This window comes from Psychrobacter sp. CMS30 (assembly GCF_904846565.1).
GTDB classification, from domain to species: Bacteria; Pseudomonadota; Gammaproteobacteria; order Pseudomonadales; family Moraxellaceae; genus Psychrobacter; species Psychrobacter maritimus.
Window position 1 is genome coordinate 21,224 of the sequence record NZ_CAJHBF010000020.1, and the last position, 20,229, is coordinate 41,452.

The window sequence follows — 20,229 nt, forward strand, 5'->3', positions numbered from 1 at the left end:
TATTTTTGGATTGGGCTTCTCATTTATTTTGATAGCTTATATAGTGACTATCAGCTTAAAGATTTGCTTATGAACTGCTATAACTATTATCATATAAGTGAAGTATTTTACAAAACAAAAAGACAATAACCTAAATCGGAGTAAATAATGATTACCCATGTACCTGATGTGACTTTTAAAACTCGTGTTCGTGATGAATCTATCGGAGGAGACAATCCATTTAAATGGCAAGACTTAACCACAGATGAGTTATTTGCCAATAAAAAAGTGGTTGTGTTCTCATTACCAGGTGCCTTTACGCCAACGTGTTCGACCAGCCATCTACCTCGCTATGAAGAGCTTTACAATGAGTTTAAGGCGTTAGGCATAGATGAAATCGTTTGTATTTCTGTCAATGATGCCTTCGTCATGTACCAATGGGGCTTAAAGCAAAACCGTGAAAACGTTTTCTTGCTTCCTGATGGCAATGGTGAGTTCACTCGTAAAATGGGCATGCTTGTTGATAAGAGTAATCTTGGCTTTGGTATGCGCTCATGGCGTTATTCGATGTATGTCGACAATAAAGCCATCAAAAAAGTATTTAAGGAAGCTGGTTTTGACGACAACTGCCCAACTGACCCGTTTGAAGTATCAGATGCAGACACCATGTTAGCGTATTTGAAAAGTAATGCTTAACAGCGTTGACGCTTGACTGTTGTCATCAAGTGTTATCGGGCGTCTATAGATGCTCACATACTGATATTTAAAAACTGTAGAACAGCGTAGTCCTTAAGTATAAGGGCTACGCTATTTTTTTATGTTTGTTATAAAAATTTCTATCGATGAGCGGTGTTGTTTTTGGGGATAGTGACAATGTGAGCATGATTTTTGGCAAACAGATAAGTATTAACCGTAAAAAAAGCCAGACAGCTTGAGTTGTCTAGCTTTTCTTGTGCATCATCTATTAAAAACAGCTCAAAGCTTTTATGCCATTACAGGCTCTAACGCTTACGTCCTATAAAGCACTTTAACCACATGCCAGCCAAACTTGGTTTTCACTAAATGTGGGGTGAAGAGTTCGCCATTGAAGCAGACTTTATCAAATGCCGGTACCATTTGACCTTGTTTAAACTCACCTAAGCTGCCGCCTTTTTTAGCGGATGGGCAGGTTGAGTGCTTCTTAGCCAACACATCAAACTGGGCACCTTTTTTAAGCTTGGCAATAATGTCGTCAGCCAGCTCTTTGTCTTTTACTAAAATGTGTAATGCGCTAGCGGTACGAGCCATAATGTAAACCCTTCATAAAATATCGATTATCGGGGCATTATATCACTACTTACCTTGGTTGCTGACCTAACTTGACTGCGCTACTGCATCAAAAGTCATTATCCACACAGGCGCTACTCTTTGGATGAGAATTGGTGCCTTTTGAGTGGCGCTGCCACTACCTATCAATCTATCGTTTTGAGGACCGCGAAGAACCTCGACCTTTTGCAGGGCGCTTGCCATTTGCAGCAGGTTTACCCTTGCCAGCAGGCTTCTTGCTATCACCAAAAGGACGCCTGTCTTTACCTTTAGAACCCGCTGGCTTTCTAGCACCATCTTTGGGATGTTTCGCATTTCCCTTTGCTGCGCCTGTTGGTTTTGAAGATTCTTTTGACTTTGAAGAAGTATCCGTACGAGGTTTTTTTCGTGGCGCCTTACGAGATTTCTTAGCAGCAGTACTGTCTTCTGAAGAAGAGTCTTCTATAGACTTCAGTAAAACAGCCATCTCTTTTGGGGTTAAATCTCGCCAGTCTCCAACGGGAAGACCCTTAAGACTCACATTCATAATACGTGTGCGCTCAAGCTTCACGACTTCATAGCCAAAATGCTCACACATACGGCGAATTTGACGATTTAAACCTTGCACTAGCGTGATGTTAAACACGTTAGGCGACACCTTAGTGACCGGACATTTTTTTGTCATCCTGCCCAAAATAGGTACGCCACCGGCTAAACCTTCAATAAAACTATCCGTTATCGGCTTATTTACCGTCACCACATAATCTTTCTCATGGTTATTACCAGCACGTAACACCTTATTAACCAAATCGCCATTGCTCGTTAAAAAGATTAAACCTTGGGAATCTTTATCCAAACGCCCAATCGGAAAAATACGGTCGCTATGTCTCACAGAATCAACGATATTGTTTTTCTCAGAGCTTTCTGTGGTGCTCACAATGCCTACTGGTTTATTCAACGCAATAAAAACGAAATCATCTGCTTCCCGTGGCTCAATAAGCTGGCCGTTAACTTTTACTACATCTCCAGCAACTACTTGCGCGCCTACTTGAGCACGCTTGCCATTGACGTACACATTACCTTGTTCAATAAAGCGATCAGCGTCGCGCCTGGAGCAAATACCGCTTTCGCTAATGTATTTATTTAAGCGAGTCGAAGAAGCGTTAAACATAAAGCACCGTTTTTAACTAATAGAAAGTCTTTCTTACTAAGAAAAAGACCTCAACTGAATGGATTATCAACAACGAGATGGCTGACATTATATAGTAAATTCAGTTCACGTTTCAGGAGAGATGGGCAAAAACCTATTGCTCATTGTTTATTGCTCATTGTTTAAAGGTACAAGTAGTCTCATGGCCGTGACCATTACTGCGCTTAAGTTATAGTAATAAACGTTAATCGATGTCAGTTTAGAGAGATTCTGATTTAATTTCACTAGAAAATTTCGCCCCACCCTACGCCATACATCTTTGTGAGCATCTAAAACGCAGTTCAAATTTAGTATGACAGTACCCTATCACTTGTTATAGTAATCCTCTAAAATAGATGCCATTTGTGTAAACCATCAATGTATTACCGTTCAACTTACTGCAAACCCTTATTGCACAACAAGTACTAATTAGATAGCATGTGCTACTTGATACTTATCACACCAGTAGTAAGTGACTGTCCGCTACACCAACGTAAGGCTAATCATAATGACCCCAATAATTAGAGTCGCCATCGCCGGTTACGGCAACCTCGGCCGCGGCGCGCAAGCCGCGATCAAACAAAGCCCAGACATGCAGTTAGTCTGTGTATTCAGCCGCCGAGACCCTGCCTCCGTCACCCTGATTGACGACAGCGTACCCGTGTACGCCATGGACGATATTGCTCAATATAAAGACGAGATAGATGTGCTGATATTATGTGGCGGCTCTAAGTCTGATTTGCCTGAGCAAGGCCCAGCGTTGGCTGGTTTATTTAATATTGTCGATAGCTTCGATACTCACGCTAAGATTCCTGAGTACTTTGCAGCACTTGATACACCGGCCAAGAAAGCCAACAAAGTCGCCATGTTGTCCGTCGGTTGGGATCCCGGTTTGTTTTCCATCAACCGCTTATACGGCGAAGCCATTTTACCGGTTGGCGAAACCTATACCTTTTGGGGCAAGGGCTTAAGTCAGGGCCACTCAGATGCGGTACGCCGCGTAGATGGTGTGAAGTCAGGCGTGCAATATACCATTCCGTCAGAACCTGCCATGGCACGGGTACGAAATGGCGAGCAGCCAACGCTGAGTACCCGCGAGAAACACACCCGCGAATGTTATATTGTATTAGCAGATGGCGCAGACGCCGATACCGTACGCAACACCATCGTGACCATGCCGGACTACTTTGCCGACTACGATACCAAGGTGCACTTTATCGACCAACCAACGTTTGAGCATGAACACCAAAAAATGCCCCACGGCGGTTTTGTGATTCGCAGTGGTGTAAGTGGCATGGATGATGAGCAGAATAATCAAGTATTAGAGTTTTCATTAAAGCTCGGCAGTAACCCTGAGTTTACCTCTAGCGTGCTCGTGGCCTATGCCCGCGCCGCCTATAAAATGAACTTGGCAGGTGAGACCGGTGCGAAAACCGTACTCGACGTCGCACCTAGCTTATTATCTCCTAAGACTCCAGCTCAGCTGCGTAAAGAGCTGCTGTAAATGTCTGCGCTAGACTATAAATAAAAAGCTGAGCTAAAAAAAGCACCGAACCTTAATGGCTTGGTGCTTTTTTTATACTCTGGTTTTTGGTGAGCTATGCTTGATAAACAGTAGAAATCTTTCTACGTGATTTCTATATAATTTCTACGTGATTTAAAGCTCATTGACGATGTATAAGGATTTTGCTTTATAAATCATTCAGACCCAACCCTCTTCCAAAAGGTGCTCGGTGTTACTCACTTTAAACTCATGATATAAGTTAAAAAACACCGTTGGATCTTCAACATTATCGAGCAACCCACGTTTATTGAGCGCGACAAACATCGCTAGCGCATAAGCCGCACAATGGATAGATTTCTTAGGATTAAACTCACGATCCGTAAAAGCTTGATATTGCATGACTTCCTCATGCAGATGAGTATTTTGCTTTAGAGCATTCACATACAGCCAGTCATAAAATGTAGTCAATGGCTCTACACTCCATTCCATACCAAAATAATTATAGCCAATCAGTTCACCTGAGGTTGTTAAACGCTCATCCTTTTTGGCTTGTCTTGGCGGGACTGTCAGCAAGTCAGTATAGGGGCCACCATCCTCAAAAATCATGCTGCTCTGAAAGGCGTTTTCGACACTATACGCTTGACCATCATACTCATTCGTTAGCTTTAAGCTCAATGGACTGAGTGGAAAACTCAACTTATTGCCAGATTTACTCGATAGCTCTAAGACATGACTAAAGCCATATTTTTTGCGAATGACTTGATGCATATCATTGATGGATTTTTTCTTTTGTCTACTGGCAAACCCTACATGCCGCTCAAACCTCACCATGTCCGTTTTGACCAAATTGTCACTATTGACTCTAGGCATGAATACCGGTCTGTGTTCTACCGCGTTTTGCGCTTGTTCCATAGGGTTCTGTGTTTCTTGCATTGCAATATGCCTTATATCTTAATTATCAATAGTCTTGTATAAATGTGTTTTTATAACGCGTCTTTTATAGCTGGTGATGTGCAATATAAAGTCGTGCTTCATCGTCGCGGCCATTATTGAATACTACTTTATATCCTTTAATCACCCCAGCAAATGGAATTTTACCCTGCATCGCCTTATAGTGTGCAGTGATGCGCTCATTAATGATGTCTAGCTGCTTTTGACGCGGTAATAGCCTGACTTCATCATCTAACGAGATGCGTTTAAATTTGTCCACCGCCATATATGAATTGAATGACGGCCTAAAGTCTTCATTAAAGGTAATATCAGCATGAACAATCGGTGTGATGGCATTTAATGAATGACTGGCATCGCGCTCTAACTCTGTTAAAAGGGGTTGGTATACTGCTTTATCGATGCCCAAAACGCTACATAACTTTTCAATAAATTCCGAGGCAGCATACTTAAAATCGTAGGTTTTATTAGTCAGTCCCAACGCAGGGCTAGATAGAACTGTTTGCAAGCGATTAATGGCTTTGTCTGTCGTTTTAGGATGATTATGATACCCCATTAGCGTCAGTATTTCATGATGGGATAGCGTTTTTTGCTCGATGCGTTTTAGAATGATAGATTGCAGTGTCGTTGTCGTTGTCGTTGTCGTTGTCGATTGACTAGAAATAGTCATATGAGGCGCTCCTGTTACTCTGTGTATGCCAAAATGATTCAGCACAGTCGCTTTAACTTTACAGAGAAAAAGGAGTTGTGCGTTTTACCAGTTATTGTTTTTCATCGTGCTGGAAGTAGCGTTAAACCCACGATGTGCTTGTATATTAGCAAGGATAAAAATATTTGTCGAGCTGTACGCTTTCTTCGGCATAGATGATATGACTTATCAATGACCAAAGACCAAAGAGCGAATAGAAATGAGAAGTGGTTTAATATTATGATTTAGCTAAAAAAGGGGCTAAATCTCATAAGCCTGATACCTCAAGCTTACTTACAGCACGGAGTTAGTAACTATCACAGTCAGACTAAATCTTAGCTTATTGAAGACAAAGGAAAAACCACTACCTCATCCCCATCTTGCCACGGCTGAAACTTGGTCATCGCTTGCAAAAAAAGCGGATGCTGAAGCCAATCTTGTAGCCAACGCTGCAAATTTGGATAAGGGAGATTGTAAAAAACATCGCGATTTACATGAGCGAATTGACGGACAAAAGGCATAATCCCAATATCAGCAAGCGTGATTCCCTTCCCTAACAAATAAGGATTTTTAGTCAGTAACTCCTCTAAAAGCTGTAAAAACTCTTCACCTTTCTGTCGATATTCTGTTTGGGTCATCTCGAGATGACGGTCGGTATATTTATAGCGATCGAGCCAATATTTAAACTCGTTATCGTTTTTATTAATCAATACATTCGCGTCATGTAAAGCTGCATCATGAAGCAATCCTTGCGGATCTTGCTGCTCAAGCGCCCATATCATTATCTCTCTACTCTCTTCAATCACCGTGCCATCTAAAAGCTGCAAAACAGGTACCGTACCTTTTGGGCTAATCGCTAGCATCTGTGGCGGCTTATTTTTTAGCGTTATCTCGCGCAGCTCTACCTGCAGCTCGGCAAACAATATGCCAAGGCGGGCACGCATGGCATAAGGGCAGCGACGAAAAGAGTACAGACATGGATAAAAGGAAGTCATAGATAGGATTCGCCATTAAATTGAAATTTAAATTGAGATTAATAATTTTAAACATAAAAGCTAGCGTTTTATGGCTAAGGTATGTGCGGATTTTAGCAGTGGTCATGACCATACCTTCACCTACTCATGATAACAATGCCCGTACTTGCTCTCAAGGCTAGGTTTGATGTTTAAGGATATGGTGGCGAGCCCGCTTAAAAAACGTTCGCTCAATTTTAAAACAATAGTTACCCAATAAAAAAGCCTCACGACTTTTCATAGTAGTGAGGCTTGGGTTTAATCTAATATTTAACCTAAAGCATTGTAAAGGTGATTGTCTAAAATTATAAATTAATAATGCTTAGGCTATTAAACGCTGCTGGATTTTGGCAATCCATATTCTATTTTACCGACCACTTCATCTTGCTGCTCAACAATCAAGCGATAGCCTTTAATAATCCCATCATAAGGCAGTTGACCATCATGCTGCCGATAATGCTCGCGGATACCTTGTTTAATCACTGCCTTACGCGCAGCTTCATCCAATTTAGCAAATCCACTTGGCAAACGTACCTGCTCTAAGAACGAGACTCCCCAACGCGACATCCAATTTGCGCCGCCAGTAAATTTATAATCGACATCGGCTTGTAAGCGATATCGAGGTTGCGGCTGAGGACAATGCGCCAACTCATATTTAATCTGGGCAATGTCTTCGGCAAAGCGCTCATAAGGCAGTTCTAGTACCAAAAACAGCTTGGCTAAAAACTCATCGGCGGTAAAGCATTTATCCATATAGCTGCCATCAAGACCAAGATGTTTATTAGACAACACATGACGCAAACGATCACAGGCAGGAATCGTGTACTTAATAGAATAACCCATGGCTTTGACAATATCTTGCGCGCACAGCTCAAGGGTGTCTATTTGAGTGATTGTATATTGTGCTAAAGGATGACGCGGATGATAACGGCGAGTATATTTGGATTGATTGGCAGATTGGCTCATGATAGTGAAGACCTTAGATTCCTATAACTCCGACGAAAAAGTATAAAATCAGGCACAAATGAGGATGTCGGAGTACAGGCTCATGCGCTTTACCAGGATTGTTTTATATCGTGCTGGAAGTTGCAAGGTTTGTACGCCACCACCCATTGCAGTCATGATAATTTGCAATAGCAATTGGTAACGACAAAACTGTTAAACCCACGATAAATGATTCGTTTAATAATGATAGCACATCAGCTCATAGAAAATAAATACTGATATCAATGCTTCTTTTTTAAAGAAATATCTTAATCTTCACCATGATACGTCGCTTCATCCATCCAAACAATAGGGTCTTCACACAAATGAACCAAGTGATACCAAATATCACTACTGCGAGCGATACGGTGATGACCGCCGTCGAAATAATCAACTTCCCAGCTTTCAGGCAGATTAACCAGGGTTCGTCTAGCGACCGCCACATCCAAACTTTCATCGTCGACTTCCACCATAACTCGCACCATCTCAGTGTTTGATGTCGGAAAAGACAGTTTCATATCGGCCACTGCCGGAATACGGTCCGCTAAAACGTCACTTGGATAAATACAAGGCGCAATCAAGAGCGCCCGTAAGTTGTATTTATGAGCAAAATGATTGGCAAACCAACCACCAAGCGAATGCCCTGCCAGCACCACGCGTGGATACTGTGCCATTTTCTCACGAATTAGATCATCGTAAATTTCAAATATTTCTGCAAAATTTTCGCGGTAATTGACCGTTTGACAATACTTCGGTTCACGTGTGATACAAGTGTATTTACTGGTCTCACAACTCGAATCGAGACCATGAAAAAACAATAAAAACGTCTCGTTATTTTCGATAGGAAACATCATAGCTCTCTCCTTTTATCATTATTCTTTAGATTTATTGTTATTAATCTGCCCAATTATTTAAACCGCTTTTTGATTGGCAATCTGCGCTTGGTATAAACTCAAAATCTCCTCACAAGCCTGCATTGAGATATTTTTTGCAAAACCTTTGTTAAACCAAAAATCATAAATGGCTTGGACAATGGCTTTTACCGCCTCAGTATCTTTTGGCTTTTGCTCTGTTAATTTACGCGCAATATCTTTTGCCTGAATATCCGACTCATTGTAGGGCGCACTCCAGCCCACACAATAGCGATAGAGCACATCATTAATGGCCAAGATAAATATGGCGTCAGCCACGCCATACTGTTCGATAAATTGCTCTAACATCGAGCAGCGCTCCTCATAGAGTAAAGGCTCTATCGGCATCTCATCGCGCTCAGTCACACAATCGCTACTGACCACATTTGAGGGCTTGCTAAAGTCCTGCAAAAGCAATGGGTAAGACCCGCTAATACCGCCCTTCTTCACTACGTTAAAGCACCAAATGCCATAATGCGTATTAACGCCCTTATAAGGCACACTGATAAACCACTGCATCAGCGCATCGCTATCATAAATGATATGCATACTGCCAATACGCACCCCTTGCTTCGGTAAAACGTCCGTGTATAAACTATCCATATAATCACTATAAAGTTTTACTTTTTCTACGTTCTCAGCGCTAATATCACCGAGCTTAGCCCTCGCTTCATTTATGTTTCGGCACAGCCTAAACGGCGCGACAAAGCTCAAGGTATCATCGGTATTATTGACAAAATACACATCGTCTTCATAATTGTTTATCGAAACCGTCTCAAGATAAAACAATGGGCTGTTTCTTACCCGCCCTTTCTCATCATTCGCCAGTGCCGTTATTCCAGACAGTTTTGCGCCATCCGACCACTGCACATTGTTTATCCGCTTTTGCTCAAATTGATAGGTTAACTTTGTCATTGTCATATCCTTATTATTTTGATTTTAGTTTGTTCGTTGCAGTATTTTTCGTATTGTTTTTCGTTCTGTTTTCTTTTTTTTTAGGCTTTAGTAAGCGCAATTTTAAGCCAGCCGAGTCTATTCACCATTTCATTAAATGACGTCATTAGCTATAATTTAAGTAAGTTAATCGGTTTTAGAATGTAGGATTCGGTGTTTTTTCTAATTGTTTAGCCGTAGTTTGTCATTATCGTAAAGCTGCTTTTTTTATCGTTATTACTCTTAAAAAATTAAAATCAACGAGCTTTTTTCTGTTCAGTTTTTCTGATTATCAATCAATATGTTCTTTGGGGTTTAGATTTGGATTTGTGCAGGCGAAGTGGTTTAGGAGTAAACGAAAATAATACTGTTTAAAAAATACTGTTCAAAGGACATCATTAAAAATGCTTGCTAAAGACAACTCAGTTAAAAAGTGAAGCGTTGCGCCCCGAGGGTTAACTGTTTGTCATATTATTTTTGCCTGACTCAATAACTATAATATAAAACTTTATGAAAATAAAGAGGCTAAAAAAGCTGTGCGACAACTACTGTCGCCCAATCACTTATTACTAGATTTATCACTAAATTTATCATTAAGCTTATTATTTATTGAACCAATTTATATAAAAAAACCCCATAAGCTGAATGCAACTTATGGGGTTATCTTTTGCCAAATTGTGAATCAGATATCTAAAATCTAGCAAGCCATATACTGGCGTTTGATGAATGATTTAATAAATGTATTAACGTTCTAAATGCAGATACTGCATATGACACTCGTACTGATGCAGAATATCGACTAGTACTTGCTCTTTGGTATAGCCAACCAAGTCATACTCTTGCGAGCCATCACTTAAAAATACCTCAGCACGGTAATAAAACTCGGCCTGCTTGCTTGAAGTGTTGAGCGTAAAGTTCGGTCGCTCAGCTTTGATGAGATTGACTTCATAAATAAAGTCATCTTCATCACCATGACCGACGCGCAGTTTTACCCCATCTATCTGACCGTCATCTTCATCCATTCCAGCGTCTATATCTTTACCAATGCTGGCCAGATTGCGGATATCCAATGCCGTCTTAAGACCACCATCTTTTAGCTCTTTTTCAACTTCAATCATGGCAGGCTTAACGACCGTTTGTAAAAAGCGTTCGACTTGTTTATGGCTTGGGAAACTGACGATACGTTGCAAGCTCGCTTTCCAACCTTTACCACTATCGAGCACGTTTGCCGTACCAACGGTACTGGCTTTGCGCTTATTACCCTCTTCTTTTAATGACTTCCACATAGCCATCATGTAAAGCACTAAAATAAGTGAGAACGGCAAACCGGCAATCACAGACACCGATTGTAGCGAGGCAAAACCACCCGCAAACAATAAGCCTAAAGTAATCAAACCCGTAGCTGCCGCCCAAAATAGGCGCAACCAAACAGGTGCGTCGGTATCATTGGTCATACCTCTTGAGCTTAGGTTCGCAAGGACTAAAGCGCCTGAGTCAGCAGACGTCACAAAAAATATCAGGCCAATTACCACACCTGCCAATGAAAAAGCATCGCTGTAAGGGAAGTATTCAAACAAGGCAAACATACCCATCGCCGCATCATTAACGGCGATTTCACCAAGCTCAGTGGCACCATTGGCGACCAAATCTATCGCTGAATTACCAAAGATAGAGAACCATGCAAAGATAAAACCAAGTGGAATAAACATCACGCCAAAGACAAACTCACGCAAAGTACGACCACGGCTAATACGCGCGATAAACAAACCGACAAAGGGTGCCCAAGCGACCCACCATGCCCAGAAAAATATCGTCCAACCTGACTTCCAATCAGCACCAGCCGTACCATCATAAGCATAGACATCAAAGGTTTTAAAAATAATAGTTTGGAAATATTGACCAATATTTTGAGTAAAGGTATTAAGCAAATAAACCGTATTACCCAGTACCAATATGGCCAATAGTAGCAATATCGATGACAGCATATTAAATTCGGATAAACGGCGTACGCCTTTTTCAACGCCGGTCATGGCAGAAATAGCGGCAGCAATAACCACGCCTAAGATAATTAGGCTCTGCACCATTTTGCTAGATTCGATACCGAATACATGAGTCAAGCCGGCATTGGCCTGCAATACCCCAATACCTAAACTGGTGGCAATACCCATTAGGGTACAGACGACGCCAAAGGTATCAATACCATCACCAAGCCAGCCTTTGATTAAGCGCTCGCCAAAGATAGGTGTCAGCGGAGAACGTAGCGCCAATGGCATGTTTTTACGATAAGCAAAGTACGCCAATGCCATACCAATTAAGGCATAAATACCCCAACCATGCAGGCCCCAATGTAAAAAGGTCTGCGACAGTGCTTCTCGCATGGCTTCAGCACTGGCAGGCTCTAAACCAGTATGCGGCGTTAAATAGTGCATCAACGGCTCAGAGGCACCAAAGAAGAGTAAATCAATTCCGATACCCGCGGAGAACAGCATCGCCGCCCATGCTAAAAACGGGAACTGGGCTTTTTCGTGGTCTTGCCCAAGCTTGATATCACCGTATTTAGAAAAACCAACAAACAAGGCAAAAATACTATAAGCGGCAACCACCAGCATATAATACCAGCCAAAACTCTCTGATACCCATGCCATGCTTGAGCTTAATAATGTCTCACTATAATCTGGAAACACAATCGTCCAGATGATCAATAATATAGAAATAATAGCTGAACCTAAAAAAACCGTCTTATTTAGAGTCAGGGGTTTCGTCGCATCTTCTGATGGCGAGCTGTACATAAAAGACCTCAATAGGTAAATTAAACAGGGTCTGATATTGCTTTGTCCGTCATAGTCTTATGACTGCATAGTTTTATGATTAATAGTTTTATGACTAATAGTCACATAAAATACGTATCACCGCATGACGCACAAAGCAGTACCAATAAATAAAATTTGCTAGATATAAACTGTTATTAAAATAGCAAAGCAAATGCTAAACAGAGGTCGCCATAAAAGCCCTGTCTGCTTAACATAAGCGCTGATAAAAAAGACCTTTACTGTGAAAGGCCTTCTTTTTTGAAATGGTCTTATATTGTTTATTGTCCAATAGCTTATACGGTCATTTAAACACTCGTTTAGACAGCCCTTTAAACAACAGAGCTGTAATCACGCAGCGGCTCGGCTCTGAGCGGTGCGCCATTGGCAACGTAATAATCTACCGTCGAGCGTGGTAATTGCTTACCTTTCATCTTATCAACGATTTTTTCGGCGAGCATAATGGTGGTGGCGTTTAGATTACCACTGATGATATTTGGCATAATCGACGCATCGACGACGCGCAAGCCATCGATACCGTGTACCAGCCCTTCGCCATTGACCACCGAATCATTGCCTTCGCCCATTGCACAAGTACATGATGGATGATAAGCCGTCTCGCTATGGTTACGGACATATTCGTCCAACTGCGAATCGGTCACCAAATCATCGGTCGGCGCAATAGCACGTCCACGATAAGGGTCAAGCGCTGGCTGATGCATAATCTCACGGGTGATACGCATGGCAGCGCGGAATTCTTGCCAGTCTTGCTCATGCGACATATAGTTAAATAAGATACTTGGATGCGCGCTTGGGTCTTTCGAGGTTAGCTTGACGCGACCACGACTTGGCGAACGCAATGAGCCCACATGCGCTTGGAAGCTATGCGCTTTCACCGCGCTGCGGCCGTCATAACGCACTGCTAACGGTAGAAAATGATACTGAATATTAGGATGGGTAAACTTCTCATCGGTACGGATAAAACCGCCGCCTTCAAACTGATTTGATGCCCCAAGTCCGGTGCCATTAAACAACCATTCCGCACCAATGGCAGGCTTATTCCACCATTTATTGGCAGGCGCAATCGAGACCGGCAGCTTACATTCATACTGCATATACAGCTCTAAATGGTCTTGTAGGTTATTACCGACACCCGGTAAATCTAGAATTTCAGTCACGCTCACATCTTTAAGCCATTGACCAGGACCAATCCCTGAACGCTGCAATAACTGCGGCGAGGCAATCGCACCCGATGAAACAATCACTTCACGAGACGCATAGAATTTTTTGATTTGACCTTGATGGGCGACTTTGACACCGACAGCACGCTTACCATCAAAGAGAATCACATCAGTCAATGCACCGGTCAAAATAGTGATATTGCTACGCGGTTTGGCACGGTCAAGATAACCGCGCGCCGTTGATGCGCGGCGACCATTTGGCGTGACAAAACGATCCATTGGCCCAAAGCCTTCTTGCTGATAACCGTTTAGGTCATCCGTGCTCGGGTAGCCAGCTTGCACGCCCGCTGCAATCATGGCTTCAAACAGCGGATTGACTCCTGGCTTGGAGGTGGTCATTTCAACCGGACCACCGACACCATGATAGTCGTTCTCGCCAGCGTCACAATTTTCTAACTTTTTAAAATAAGGCAGGCAGTCTGAATAAGTCCAATCCTCTAAGCCTTTAATTTTGGCCCAATCGTCAAAATCTAGCGCATTGCCACGGATATAGCACATCCCATTAATCAATGATGAGCCGCCAAGTCCTTTACCGCGACTACAGTCCATGACGCGGTTATTCATATAAGGTTCGGGATCGGTTTTATAACCCCAGTTATAAGTGGTTCCTTGTAACGGCATCGCGAGCGCCGCTGGCATCTGCGTACGAAAGTCTAAGCGATGGTCCGGACGACCCGCCTCTAACAGCAACACCTTAATGTTGGCATCTTCGGTCAAGCGCGTGGCCAGCACATTTCCTGCTGAGCCTGCGCCGACGATGATGTAGTCATATTCAGGTGTGGTTGATGTCATAAAACGCTCCATAATATTAAAAAAATCCATCATTTCATATCAGTAAGGCGGTGCCAAAAGGACAAATGAGTCCTCATACGCCAACCTGACTGTTTTAAAAATTCTTACCGTACAACTGCTTAAAATACCGATTCAAACTTGCCTAGCTCTACTTGGATAGATTTGGTCTGCGTATAATGTTCAAGGGCTTCAATGCCGTTTTCGCGGCCAATACCAGAATGCTTATAACCGCCCACTGGCATTTGCGCGGGTGACTCGCCCCACGTATTTAACCAGCAAATACCCGCTTCAATCTGTGCAATCACGCGATGCGCTCGGGTCAAATCAGCGGTTACCACTCCTGCTGCCAAGCCGTAATCCGTATCATTGGCGCGGCGAATGACTTCTTCTTCGGTCTCGTACGTCAATATCGACATCACTGGACCAAAGATTTCCTCACGTACGATAGTCATATCATCGCTGCAATCCGTAAACACAGTCGGTGCAACGAATGCGCCTTCAGCGAGCTCGCCTGCCGTGATACGTTCACCGCCAGTCAATAGACGCGCGCCGCCCGCTTTACCTTGCTCGATATAGCCAAGCACTCTGTCCATATGTGGGAAGCTGACCAATGGCCCCATGTTGATGCTCTCGTCCAGCGGATTGCCAAGCTTAATACGCTCAACACGCGTTAAAATAGCCTCTTCAAATTTGGCTTGTAGCGCTTTAGGGATAAATACACGCGTGCCATTGGTACAAACCTGACCGGTACTATAGAAGTTTGCCATCATGGCAATATCAGCAGCGGTATCGATGTCTGCATCATCAAATATGATTAATGGCGACTTACCACCAAGCTCTAAGGTCACGTCTTTAAGCGACGATGATGCCGCACTTGCCATGACTTTTTTACCCGTTGGTACGCCGCCGGTAAACGATACTTTGGCAATATCAGGATGCTGGGTTAGCGCTTCGCCAACTTTATAATCCCCTTGCACAACGTTAAAGACGCCGTCTGGTAAGCCTGCTTCTGTCAAGATTTCTGCCAGTTTTAGTGCCGTTAACGGTGTGACTTCTGATGGTTTAAAAATCATCGCATTACCAGCAGCCAATGCTGGCGCTGCCTTCCACATCGCGATTTGAATCGGATAATTCCACGCGCCGATACCTGCGACCACGCCGAGCGGTTCGCGGCGGGTATAAACAAAGCTGCTATCACGCAGCGGAATCTGACGACCTTCAAGCATTGGTGCCAGACCGGCATAATATTCAACGACATCGGCACCGGTGACGATATCAACATATTTGGTTTCAGAAAGCGCTTTACCCGTGTCTTTGGTTTCGAGCAATGCCAGTACATCATTGCGTTCGCGCAATATCGCAACCGCGTTTAGCAGAATGCGACTGCGCTCAACTGCTGTCATCGCTGCCCACACTTTTTGACCTTGTTGCGCCGCTTTTACCGCTTCATTAATCTGCTCATTAGTTGTTTGTTGAATAATAGCGAGCACCTCACCTGTCGCCGGATTAATATCTTCAAAAGTCGCTAATGATTCATCGACCGCCAAATAACGACCGTTAATATAAGCGGTTTGTATTTGCTCTAAATCGATGATGTCTTTTAAGTTGTTTGGGTTGCTTATGTTTGAATCTGTCATAGGTTCTCCTATCGACGACTGGTAAAGGCTTTGTAAGGACGCCAACACCAAATAATGTCGTCATGGGTTAAGTATTTAAAATAAATTTATATCGTTTATTTCTAAAATTTTTTCTTAAAGTATTGTGTTTAAATCAAAACAAAGCGGCGTTTTATTCATGTTCAGGTTGGGTCATTTTTAGCAAGCGCTCACGTAATGATTTTTTATCGGATATATTAATGCCGGAAAAATCAGAGAGCCAAATACCATCAGCGACCAGACGCACCATGCATAGGGTTTCGGTATTGTCAGTTGGTTTATGCTTGTCTAATTGCGCATTTGACCACTCAGCCCACAGCTTGCGCAGCTCGCTGTCCGCCAGCATCAATACATATAAGGTTGCCTGATTATCAAACTCTTCCTGCCCTTTTTCGCCTAAGCTAATCGTGGCATTGATATAGGCACGGGTAAACGAACCATAACGCACTGGGTCTTTGGCCATCGCCGTATCGACCTCTGTTTCAAACTTTTTCATCGCGTCATGGAATACTTCCAAAATCAACGCATTCTTGGTGGTGAAATGATGCATCACCCCGCCTTTGGTCACCCCAACCGCATCGGCGACGGCTTGAAAAGTGACTTTAGACAACCCTTGCTCTAGCGTGATGCGTGCTGCCTGATCAAGCAGTGCACGACGAACGATTTCTGGCTGTTTTTTACGTTTATAAGCATTTTCTGTTTTCATTTTTATCTCGATGTTCATGCACCAAAGAGTTTGAGAATAAGTTTGTCGCCACTATTGCTACTATTGCCGCTATCTATACCATCAATAATTCTGACAATTTTGACAATGCTAGTGATGGCAACTACCGCCGTATAACCAGTCTTTACTAAATATCTTACGCCTAGCACTTAAAAATGATGACTCTTGCAAGCTCATCATAAGCTCTCAACCATAATGCTAAGACGCAGATATGAGGTTTCTACCTTAAAGAAGATAGGGGTTATTTATTTATCCTAAGCTTAGAAAGCCGTTTTATAAGGATAAAGTTATCTATCTCATAAAAGAAACCACACGGTCGGTATTTTATAGAAATAATACAGCAATGTGAAGGGCTAGTATGTATCTGGGTTTTATAGAGCATTATTCTAGAGAAAGTTGTTCTAGAAAATACTATTTTAGAAGAGGCTGATTTAGACCACATTGGCTTAGATAAAGCTGCATGGTCTAAATAGGTAGAGAAATGACTGTTGAAGTTTTAAGTCAAGTAGACTGATGGAGATTATTAAGTATCAATATGGTGACACTTGATAACAGCAAGGAAAATTTATACCAGTCGCACATAGCTATAACGTAGCGCTTTTATTTTGAACTGACTATGCTATCGACTCAGGTAAATTTTTAACGCCGATGCTTGCCGCATCGATAGCGCCCGCGATATAACCGGGAAACTGCGCTGACCACTCGCTTCCTATACCGCTCAGACTGTTTGCCCAGACGCCAGATAGCGCTTTAGACATAGGTGCTGTGGCATGCTGACCATCACTATTAGCATCGGCAGCGGCTGCTGTGAATGGCTCTTGCGCCCAGTCCTTAAGATATTCAGCCTGAGGTGATTCTGCTTGTGCCCCAAATAAACGCACCAGTTGCGCACGGCAATGCTGCTTTAATACGTCTGCAGAGACAGTTTGGCGTGCGGCTGCAGGTACGCCTATAAAACCAAATAGTGCCCCGTTACCATCTGCCACCGATGCATCATGAATCTCAACCATCGGTCCTTGTCCGCTGCGTGCCGAGCCTGACAATCCTTGTTGTTGCCAAAATGGACTGTCATAAACAGCAAGGTACTTAGCGTGCGGCGCCATCCAAGTGGCCGTCCCTCGCCACTGAGTCGTAAGATTGGTCGGTAAAGCAGGCTCGAATATTATGGTTGCTTCTGCCAATCGAGGCGGTAGCGCCAGTAACACATGCTGCGCTTGCCACTGCTGTGTCTGAAAAACAGCCTCTTGCCCAGACTCATCTTCGCTAGTGATTTCAATATAGTGCCCAGTATTATGCAGCTGACACACTTTTTGATTGGTCAAAATCCGCGTGGCATCTAAACGCTGATAGAGTGCGTCAATCAATGTCGCCATACCACCCTTAAGTCGCATAGACGGCGGCGCACTTTTATAGCCGTGCGTACGCATAGCAGGCTCATTGGGCGAGCGCTCAACCAACATATCGCCCTCTTCAAATTGCGCAAAACTCTCTAACTGCAACTCATCAATCAAACGCGCCAACTGCTGCTGATACTCTGGCCAAAACCATGATGGTCCCAAATCAAAGCCACTGGTGTTATCTGTTATTTGTGCAGTATTTAGGTCAGTTGCCCGCGCTGTCACAATACGACCACCCAAGGTTGGACGCGCTTCTAACAGCACATAATCAACACCTTTTTTCTCTAATAAATAAGCTGCATACAAGCCACTTAAGCCGCCGCCAATAATCGCTACAGATACTGTTTGCATATTATGCTCCTTCCACGTCAGCGCCGATGATATGAGACAGATGACCAGTTTTAAGATAAACCGTAGCGCCGTACTCGCCTGCCTTTATTGGTGGCAGCGCACCTACTGGCAAGCGTATCCAACCACCGCGAGCGTAAGTCTGAGCGTTATCTATTATCCTTTCCTCTACTAATTCGACATCTATCAGCTCGCCGTCTATCAATTCACCGTCTAGCACTAATATCTCAGCGCCGCCTTTGACAGCTTCAGTAAATAGCACCTCATTAGCATCTAAGCGTTGTAAGCTGACCTGCTCGCTGGCGTCTGAGAATAAATGACAGACATCACGATTGCCTTGTTTTTGCCAATTTGCCGCATCATTGGTATCGATGGCGACATAACGCGCCTCTGCTGCTGGCATTTGCCAAAGTTTGACAAAAATAACTGCGCCCTCTTTACTATACGGCTGATGACCAGAGTTTGGTGGATTGCGTAAGTACCAACCTGCTGGATAATCGATATTATCTGCCGAAAAAGTACCCGACAACACCAAAATCTCCTCGCCGCCCGGGTGTAAATGATGAGGGAAATAGGAGTCAGGGGCATAGCGCACGATACTGGTGGCACGGGCTTTTTCTGCGCCGACGCGGTCAAGCATGACGCGCTCGACGCCATTTTGCGGCGATGACACCCATTGGTAGTGTTCGGGCGCTAATGAAGCACGGCAGGTAAAATCTGCATTAATGAGCATAAATATTTTCCAAAGATAAGGTTTGATGCCGTCAATTATCCGCTGATTTACATCGGCTGACAAACGAGATAATATTCATCTCTCTAAAAGAAAATGTTTGCCACTATGAAGAAAGCCGTGCATTTAAACGCCCTACGTGCCTTGGAAGCAAGCGCCCGTCATCAAAGTTTTTCTGCGGCGGCAGACGAGCTAAACGTGACTCCTGCTGCCGTCGGTCAACTGGTACGTAGCTTGGAGGATGCGGTAGGCTTACCGCTTTTTTATCGCAAACCTAGCGGTAAATCGCGCTTAATTCCTACAAAAACAGTCGAGCTGGCATTGCCTCATATTCGGGCAGGCTTAGACAGCTTGGCACAAGGATTGGCACAGTTACAAGCAGGCTCAAATAGCGGCGTACTCACGGTGACGGTCAGCCCTGCCTTTGCCGCTAAATGGCTGTTACCGCGTATCGATCGATTCCAAAGCCTGCAACCAGATATCGATGTACGCCTTGACACCAGTGCTAAATCAATCGACTTTGCCGTTCAAGACGTCGATATCGGCGTGCGCTATGGTGCTGGAGTTTGGGCAGGATTAGTTAGCGAAAAGCTGATGGAAGAAGAGATTTATCCGGTTTGCTCGCCGCAATTGTTACAAGGAAAAAACGTGCTTGATTTGACCCAAGAGATGCTCATCCATGATCGCTCCATGGATGGTTTTATCGGCTTTCCTTCGTGGGATGATTGGCTTGTACAAGCCAGTTTAACCAATGCTACGCTCGCCAAGTTAGATACCTCGCGAGGGATGCAAATCAATAACTCAGCAGCGGTGCTCCAAGCGGTCATCAATGGTCATGGGGTTGCGTTGGCGCGTAGTGTGATGGCACGTGATGATGTCGCTGCCGGACGCTTGGTACGATTGTTTCCTGAGATTACCTTTAGCTCGCCATTGGCTTATTACGTCGTTTATCAAGCGGAATCTGCCCATATGACAACGCTTAAAGCCTTTCGTGATTGGTTGTTTGCAGAAGTGTCGTCCACTCATGAGAGCGGTTTTATTTAGGTATAGTCAGCTCAATATAAAAAGGTATAGGCGATTCAATTTAAAGAAAAATACTGCC

General features: G+C 43.5%; 17 protein-coding genes. 3 read left to right on the forward strand and 14 right to left on the reverse strand.

Going from position 1 to position 20,229, the window contains the following annotated elements; all coding sequences use genetic code 11:
• The first annotated feature begins 147 nt into the window (after positions 1-147).
• The gene (locus tag JMX94_RS10570; RefSeq protein WP_201565311.1) at positions 148-675 is read left to right on the forward strand and encodes a peroxiredoxin; all 528 of its coding nucleotides are present in this window, start codon (positions 148-150) and stop codon (positions 673-675) included.
• A 312-nt stretch (positions 676-987) separates the two neighbouring features.
• Here JMX94_RS10570 and ppiC read toward each other — a convergent pair whose 3' ends face one another.
• Both ppiC and rluF read right to left on the reverse strand, forming a co-directional pair.
• On the reverse strand, positions 988-1,266 hold the full coding sequence (gene ppiC / locus JMX94_RS10575; protein ID WP_201565312.1) for a peptidylprolyl isomerase PpiC: 279 nt from the start codon (positions 1,264-1,266) through the stop codon (positions 988-990).
• A 169-nt stretch (positions 1,267-1,435) separates the two neighbouring features.
• Entirely contained in the window at positions 1,436-2,434 is a 999-nt protein-coding gene (rluF, locus tag JMX94_RS10580) for a 23S rRNA pseudouridine(2604) synthase RluF (RefSeq protein WP_201565313.1), read from the reverse strand.
• Positions 2,435-2,960: 526 nt separating this feature from the next.
• On the opposite strand from rluF, the gene JMX94_RS10585 reads away from it, so the two are divergent.
• On the forward strand, positions 2,961-3,956 hold the full coding sequence (locus JMX94_RS10585; RefSeq protein ID WP_201565314.1) for a diaminopimelate dehydrogenase: 996 nt from the start codon (positions 2,961-2,963) through the stop codon (positions 3,954-3,956).
• 198 nt (positions 3,957-4,154) lie between these two features.
• Here the strand turns inward: JMX94_RS10585 and JMX94_RS10590 are convergent, their stop codons facing one another.
• The 12 genes from JMX94_RS10590 to JMX94_RS10645 all read right to left on the reverse strand — a co-directional run bounded on the left by JMX94_RS10590 (position 4,155) and on the right by JMX94_RS10645 (position 19,130).
• Positions 4,155-4,868, reverse strand: a complete 714-nt coding sequence (locus tag JMX94_RS10590; RefSeq protein WP_201565341.1) for a hypothetical protein — start codon at positions 4,866-4,868, stop codon at positions 4,155-4,157.
• A gap of 85 nt (positions 4,869-4,953) precedes the next feature.
• On the reverse strand, positions 4,954-5,574 hold the full coding sequence (locus JMX94_RS10595) for a hypothetical protein (RefSeq protein WP_201565315.1): 621 nt from the start codon (positions 5,572-5,574) through the stop codon (positions 4,954-4,956).
• A gap of 353 nt (positions 5,575-5,927) precedes the next feature.
• On the reverse strand, positions 5,928-6,587 hold the full coding sequence (locus JMX94_RS10600; RefSeq protein ID WP_201565316.1) for a glutathione S-transferase: 660 nt from the start codon (positions 6,585-6,587) through the stop codon (positions 5,928-5,930).
• Between the two features lie 348 nt (positions 6,588-6,935).
• Entirely contained in the window at positions 6,936-7,571 is a 636-nt protein-coding gene (locus JMX94_RS10605) for a hypothetical protein (RefSeq protein ID WP_201565317.1), read from the reverse strand.
• Positions 7,572-7,858: 287 nt separating this feature from the next.
• On the reverse strand, positions 7,859-8,443 hold the full coding sequence (locus JMX94_RS10610; protein WP_201565318.1) for an alpha/beta hydrolase: 585 nt from the start codon (positions 8,441-8,443) through the stop codon (positions 7,859-7,861).
• Between the two features lie 57 nt (positions 8,444-8,500).
• A complete protein-coding gene (locus JMX94_RS10615) occupies positions 8,501-9,415 on the reverse strand; it encodes a hypothetical protein (RefSeq protein ID WP_201565319.1) in 915 nt (304 codons plus the stop codon).
• Between the two features lie 761 nt (positions 9,416-10,176).
• Positions 10,177-12,222 carry a choline BCCT transporter BetT gene (gene betT / locus JMX94_RS10620; RefSeq protein WP_201565320.1) on the reverse strand — a complete coding sequence of 682 codons (2,046 nt, stop codon included), beginning with the start codon at positions 12,220-12,222 and terminating at the stop codon, positions 10,177-10,179.
• 350 nt (positions 12,223-12,572) lie between these two features.
• Entirely contained in the window at positions 12,573-14,273 is a 1,701-nt protein-coding gene (gene betA / locus JMX94_RS10625; protein ID WP_201565321.1) for a choline dehydrogenase, read from the reverse strand.
• Positions 14,274-14,392: 119 nt separating this feature from the next.
• Positions 14,393-15,910, reverse strand: coding sequence for a betaine-aldehyde dehydrogenase (gene betB, locus JMX94_RS10630; RefSeq protein WP_227673609.1), 1,518 nt, complete (start codon positions 15,908-15,910; stop codon positions 14,393-14,395).
• 151 nt (positions 15,911-16,061) lie between these two features.
• Complete coding sequence (locus JMX94_RS10635; RefSeq protein WP_201565322.1) at positions 16,062-16,634, reverse strand: TetR/AcrR family transcriptional regulator; 573 nt, start codon at positions 16,632-16,634, stop codon at positions 16,062-16,064.
• Positions 16,635-17,266: 632 nt separating this feature from the next.
• Positions 17,267-18,400: an FAD-dependent oxidoreductase gene (locus JMX94_RS10640; RefSeq protein ID WP_201565323.1), complete on the reverse strand. Its 1,134-nt coding sequence runs from the start codon at positions 18,398-18,400 to the stop codon at positions 17,267-17,269.
• 1 nt (position 18,401) lies between these two features.
• Entirely contained in the window at positions 18,402-19,130 is a 729-nt protein-coding gene (locus tag JMX94_RS10645; protein ID WP_201565324.1) for a cupin domain-containing protein, read from the reverse strand.
• Positions 19,131-19,235: 105 nt separating this feature from the next.
• Between JMX94_RS10645 and JMX94_RS10650 the strand changes: the two genes are divergently transcribed.
• Positions 19,236-20,171, forward strand: coding sequence for a LysR substrate-binding domain-containing protein (locus JMX94_RS10650; RefSeq protein ID WP_201565325.1), 936 nt, complete (start codon positions 19,236-19,238; stop codon positions 20,169-20,171).
• The last annotated feature ends 58 nt before the right edge of the window (positions 20,172-20,229 follow it).

Bases quoted from the DNA above. Each gene is read 5' to 3' on its own strand.
- JMX94_RS10590 (WP_201565341.1), bottom strand. From the start codon at position 4,868: ATGGAACAAGCGCAAAACGCGGTAGAACACAGACCGGTATTCATGCCT.
- JMX94_RS10640 (WP_201565323.1), bottom strand. From the start codon at position 18,400: ATGCAAACAGTATCTGTAGCGATTATTGGCGGCGGCTTAAGTGGCTTG.
- betA (WP_201565321.1), bottom strand. From the start codon at position 14,273: ATGACATCAACCACACCTGAATATGACTACATCATCGTCGGCGCAGGC.
- betT (WP_201565320.1), bottom strand. From the start codon at position 12,222: ATGTACAGCTCGCCATCAGAAGATGCGACGAAACCCCTGACTCTAAAT.
- JMX94_RS10610 (WP_201565318.1), bottom strand. From the start codon at position 8,443: ATGATGTTTCCTATCGAAAATAACGAGACGTTTTTATTGTTTTTTCAT.
- JMX94_RS10645 (WP_201565324.1), bottom strand. From the start codon at position 19,130: ATGCTCATTAATGCAGATTTTACCTGCCGTGCTTCATTAGCGCCCGAA.
- JMX94_RS10595 (WP_201565315.1), bottom strand. From the start codon at position 5,574: ATGACTATTTCTAGTCAATCGACAACGACAACGACAACGACAACGACA.
- JMX94_RS10600 (WP_201565316.1), bottom strand. From the start codon at position 6,587: ATGACTTCCTTTTATCCATGTCTGTACTCTTTTCGTCGCTGCCCTTAT.
- ppiC (WP_201565312.1), bottom strand. From the start codon at position 1,266: ATGGCTCGTACCGCTAGCGCATTACACATTTTAGTAAAAGACAAAGAG.
- JMX94_RS10585 (WP_201565314.1), top strand. From the start codon at position 2,961: ATGACCCCAATAATTAGAGTCGCCATCGCCGGTTACGGCAACCTCGGC.
- JMX94_RS10615 (WP_201565319.1), bottom strand. From the start codon at position 9,415: ATGACAAAGTTAACCTATCAATTTGAGCAAAAGCGGATAAACAATGTG.
- JMX94_RS10635 (WP_201565322.1), bottom strand. From the start codon at position 16,634: ATGAAAACAGAAAATGCTTATAAACGTAAAAAACAGCCAGAAATCGTT.
- JMX94_RS10570 (WP_201565311.1), top strand. From the start codon at position 148: ATGATTACCCATGTACCTGATGTGACTTTTAAAACTCGTGTTCGTGAT.
- betB (WP_227673609.1), bottom strand. From the start codon at position 15,910: ATGACAGATTCAAACATAAGCAACCCAAACAACTTAAAAGACATCATC.
- JMX94_RS10605 (WP_201565317.1), bottom strand. From the start codon at position 7,571: ATGAGCCAATCTGCCAATCAATCCAAATATACTCGCCGTTATCATCCG.
- rluF (WP_201565313.1), bottom strand. From the start codon at position 2,434: ATGTTTAACGCTTCTTCGACTCGCTTAAATAAATACATTAGCGAAAGC.
- JMX94_RS10650 (WP_201565325.1), top strand. From the start codon at position 19,236: ATGAAGAAAGCCGTGCATTTAAACGCCCTACGTGCCTTGGAAGCAAGC.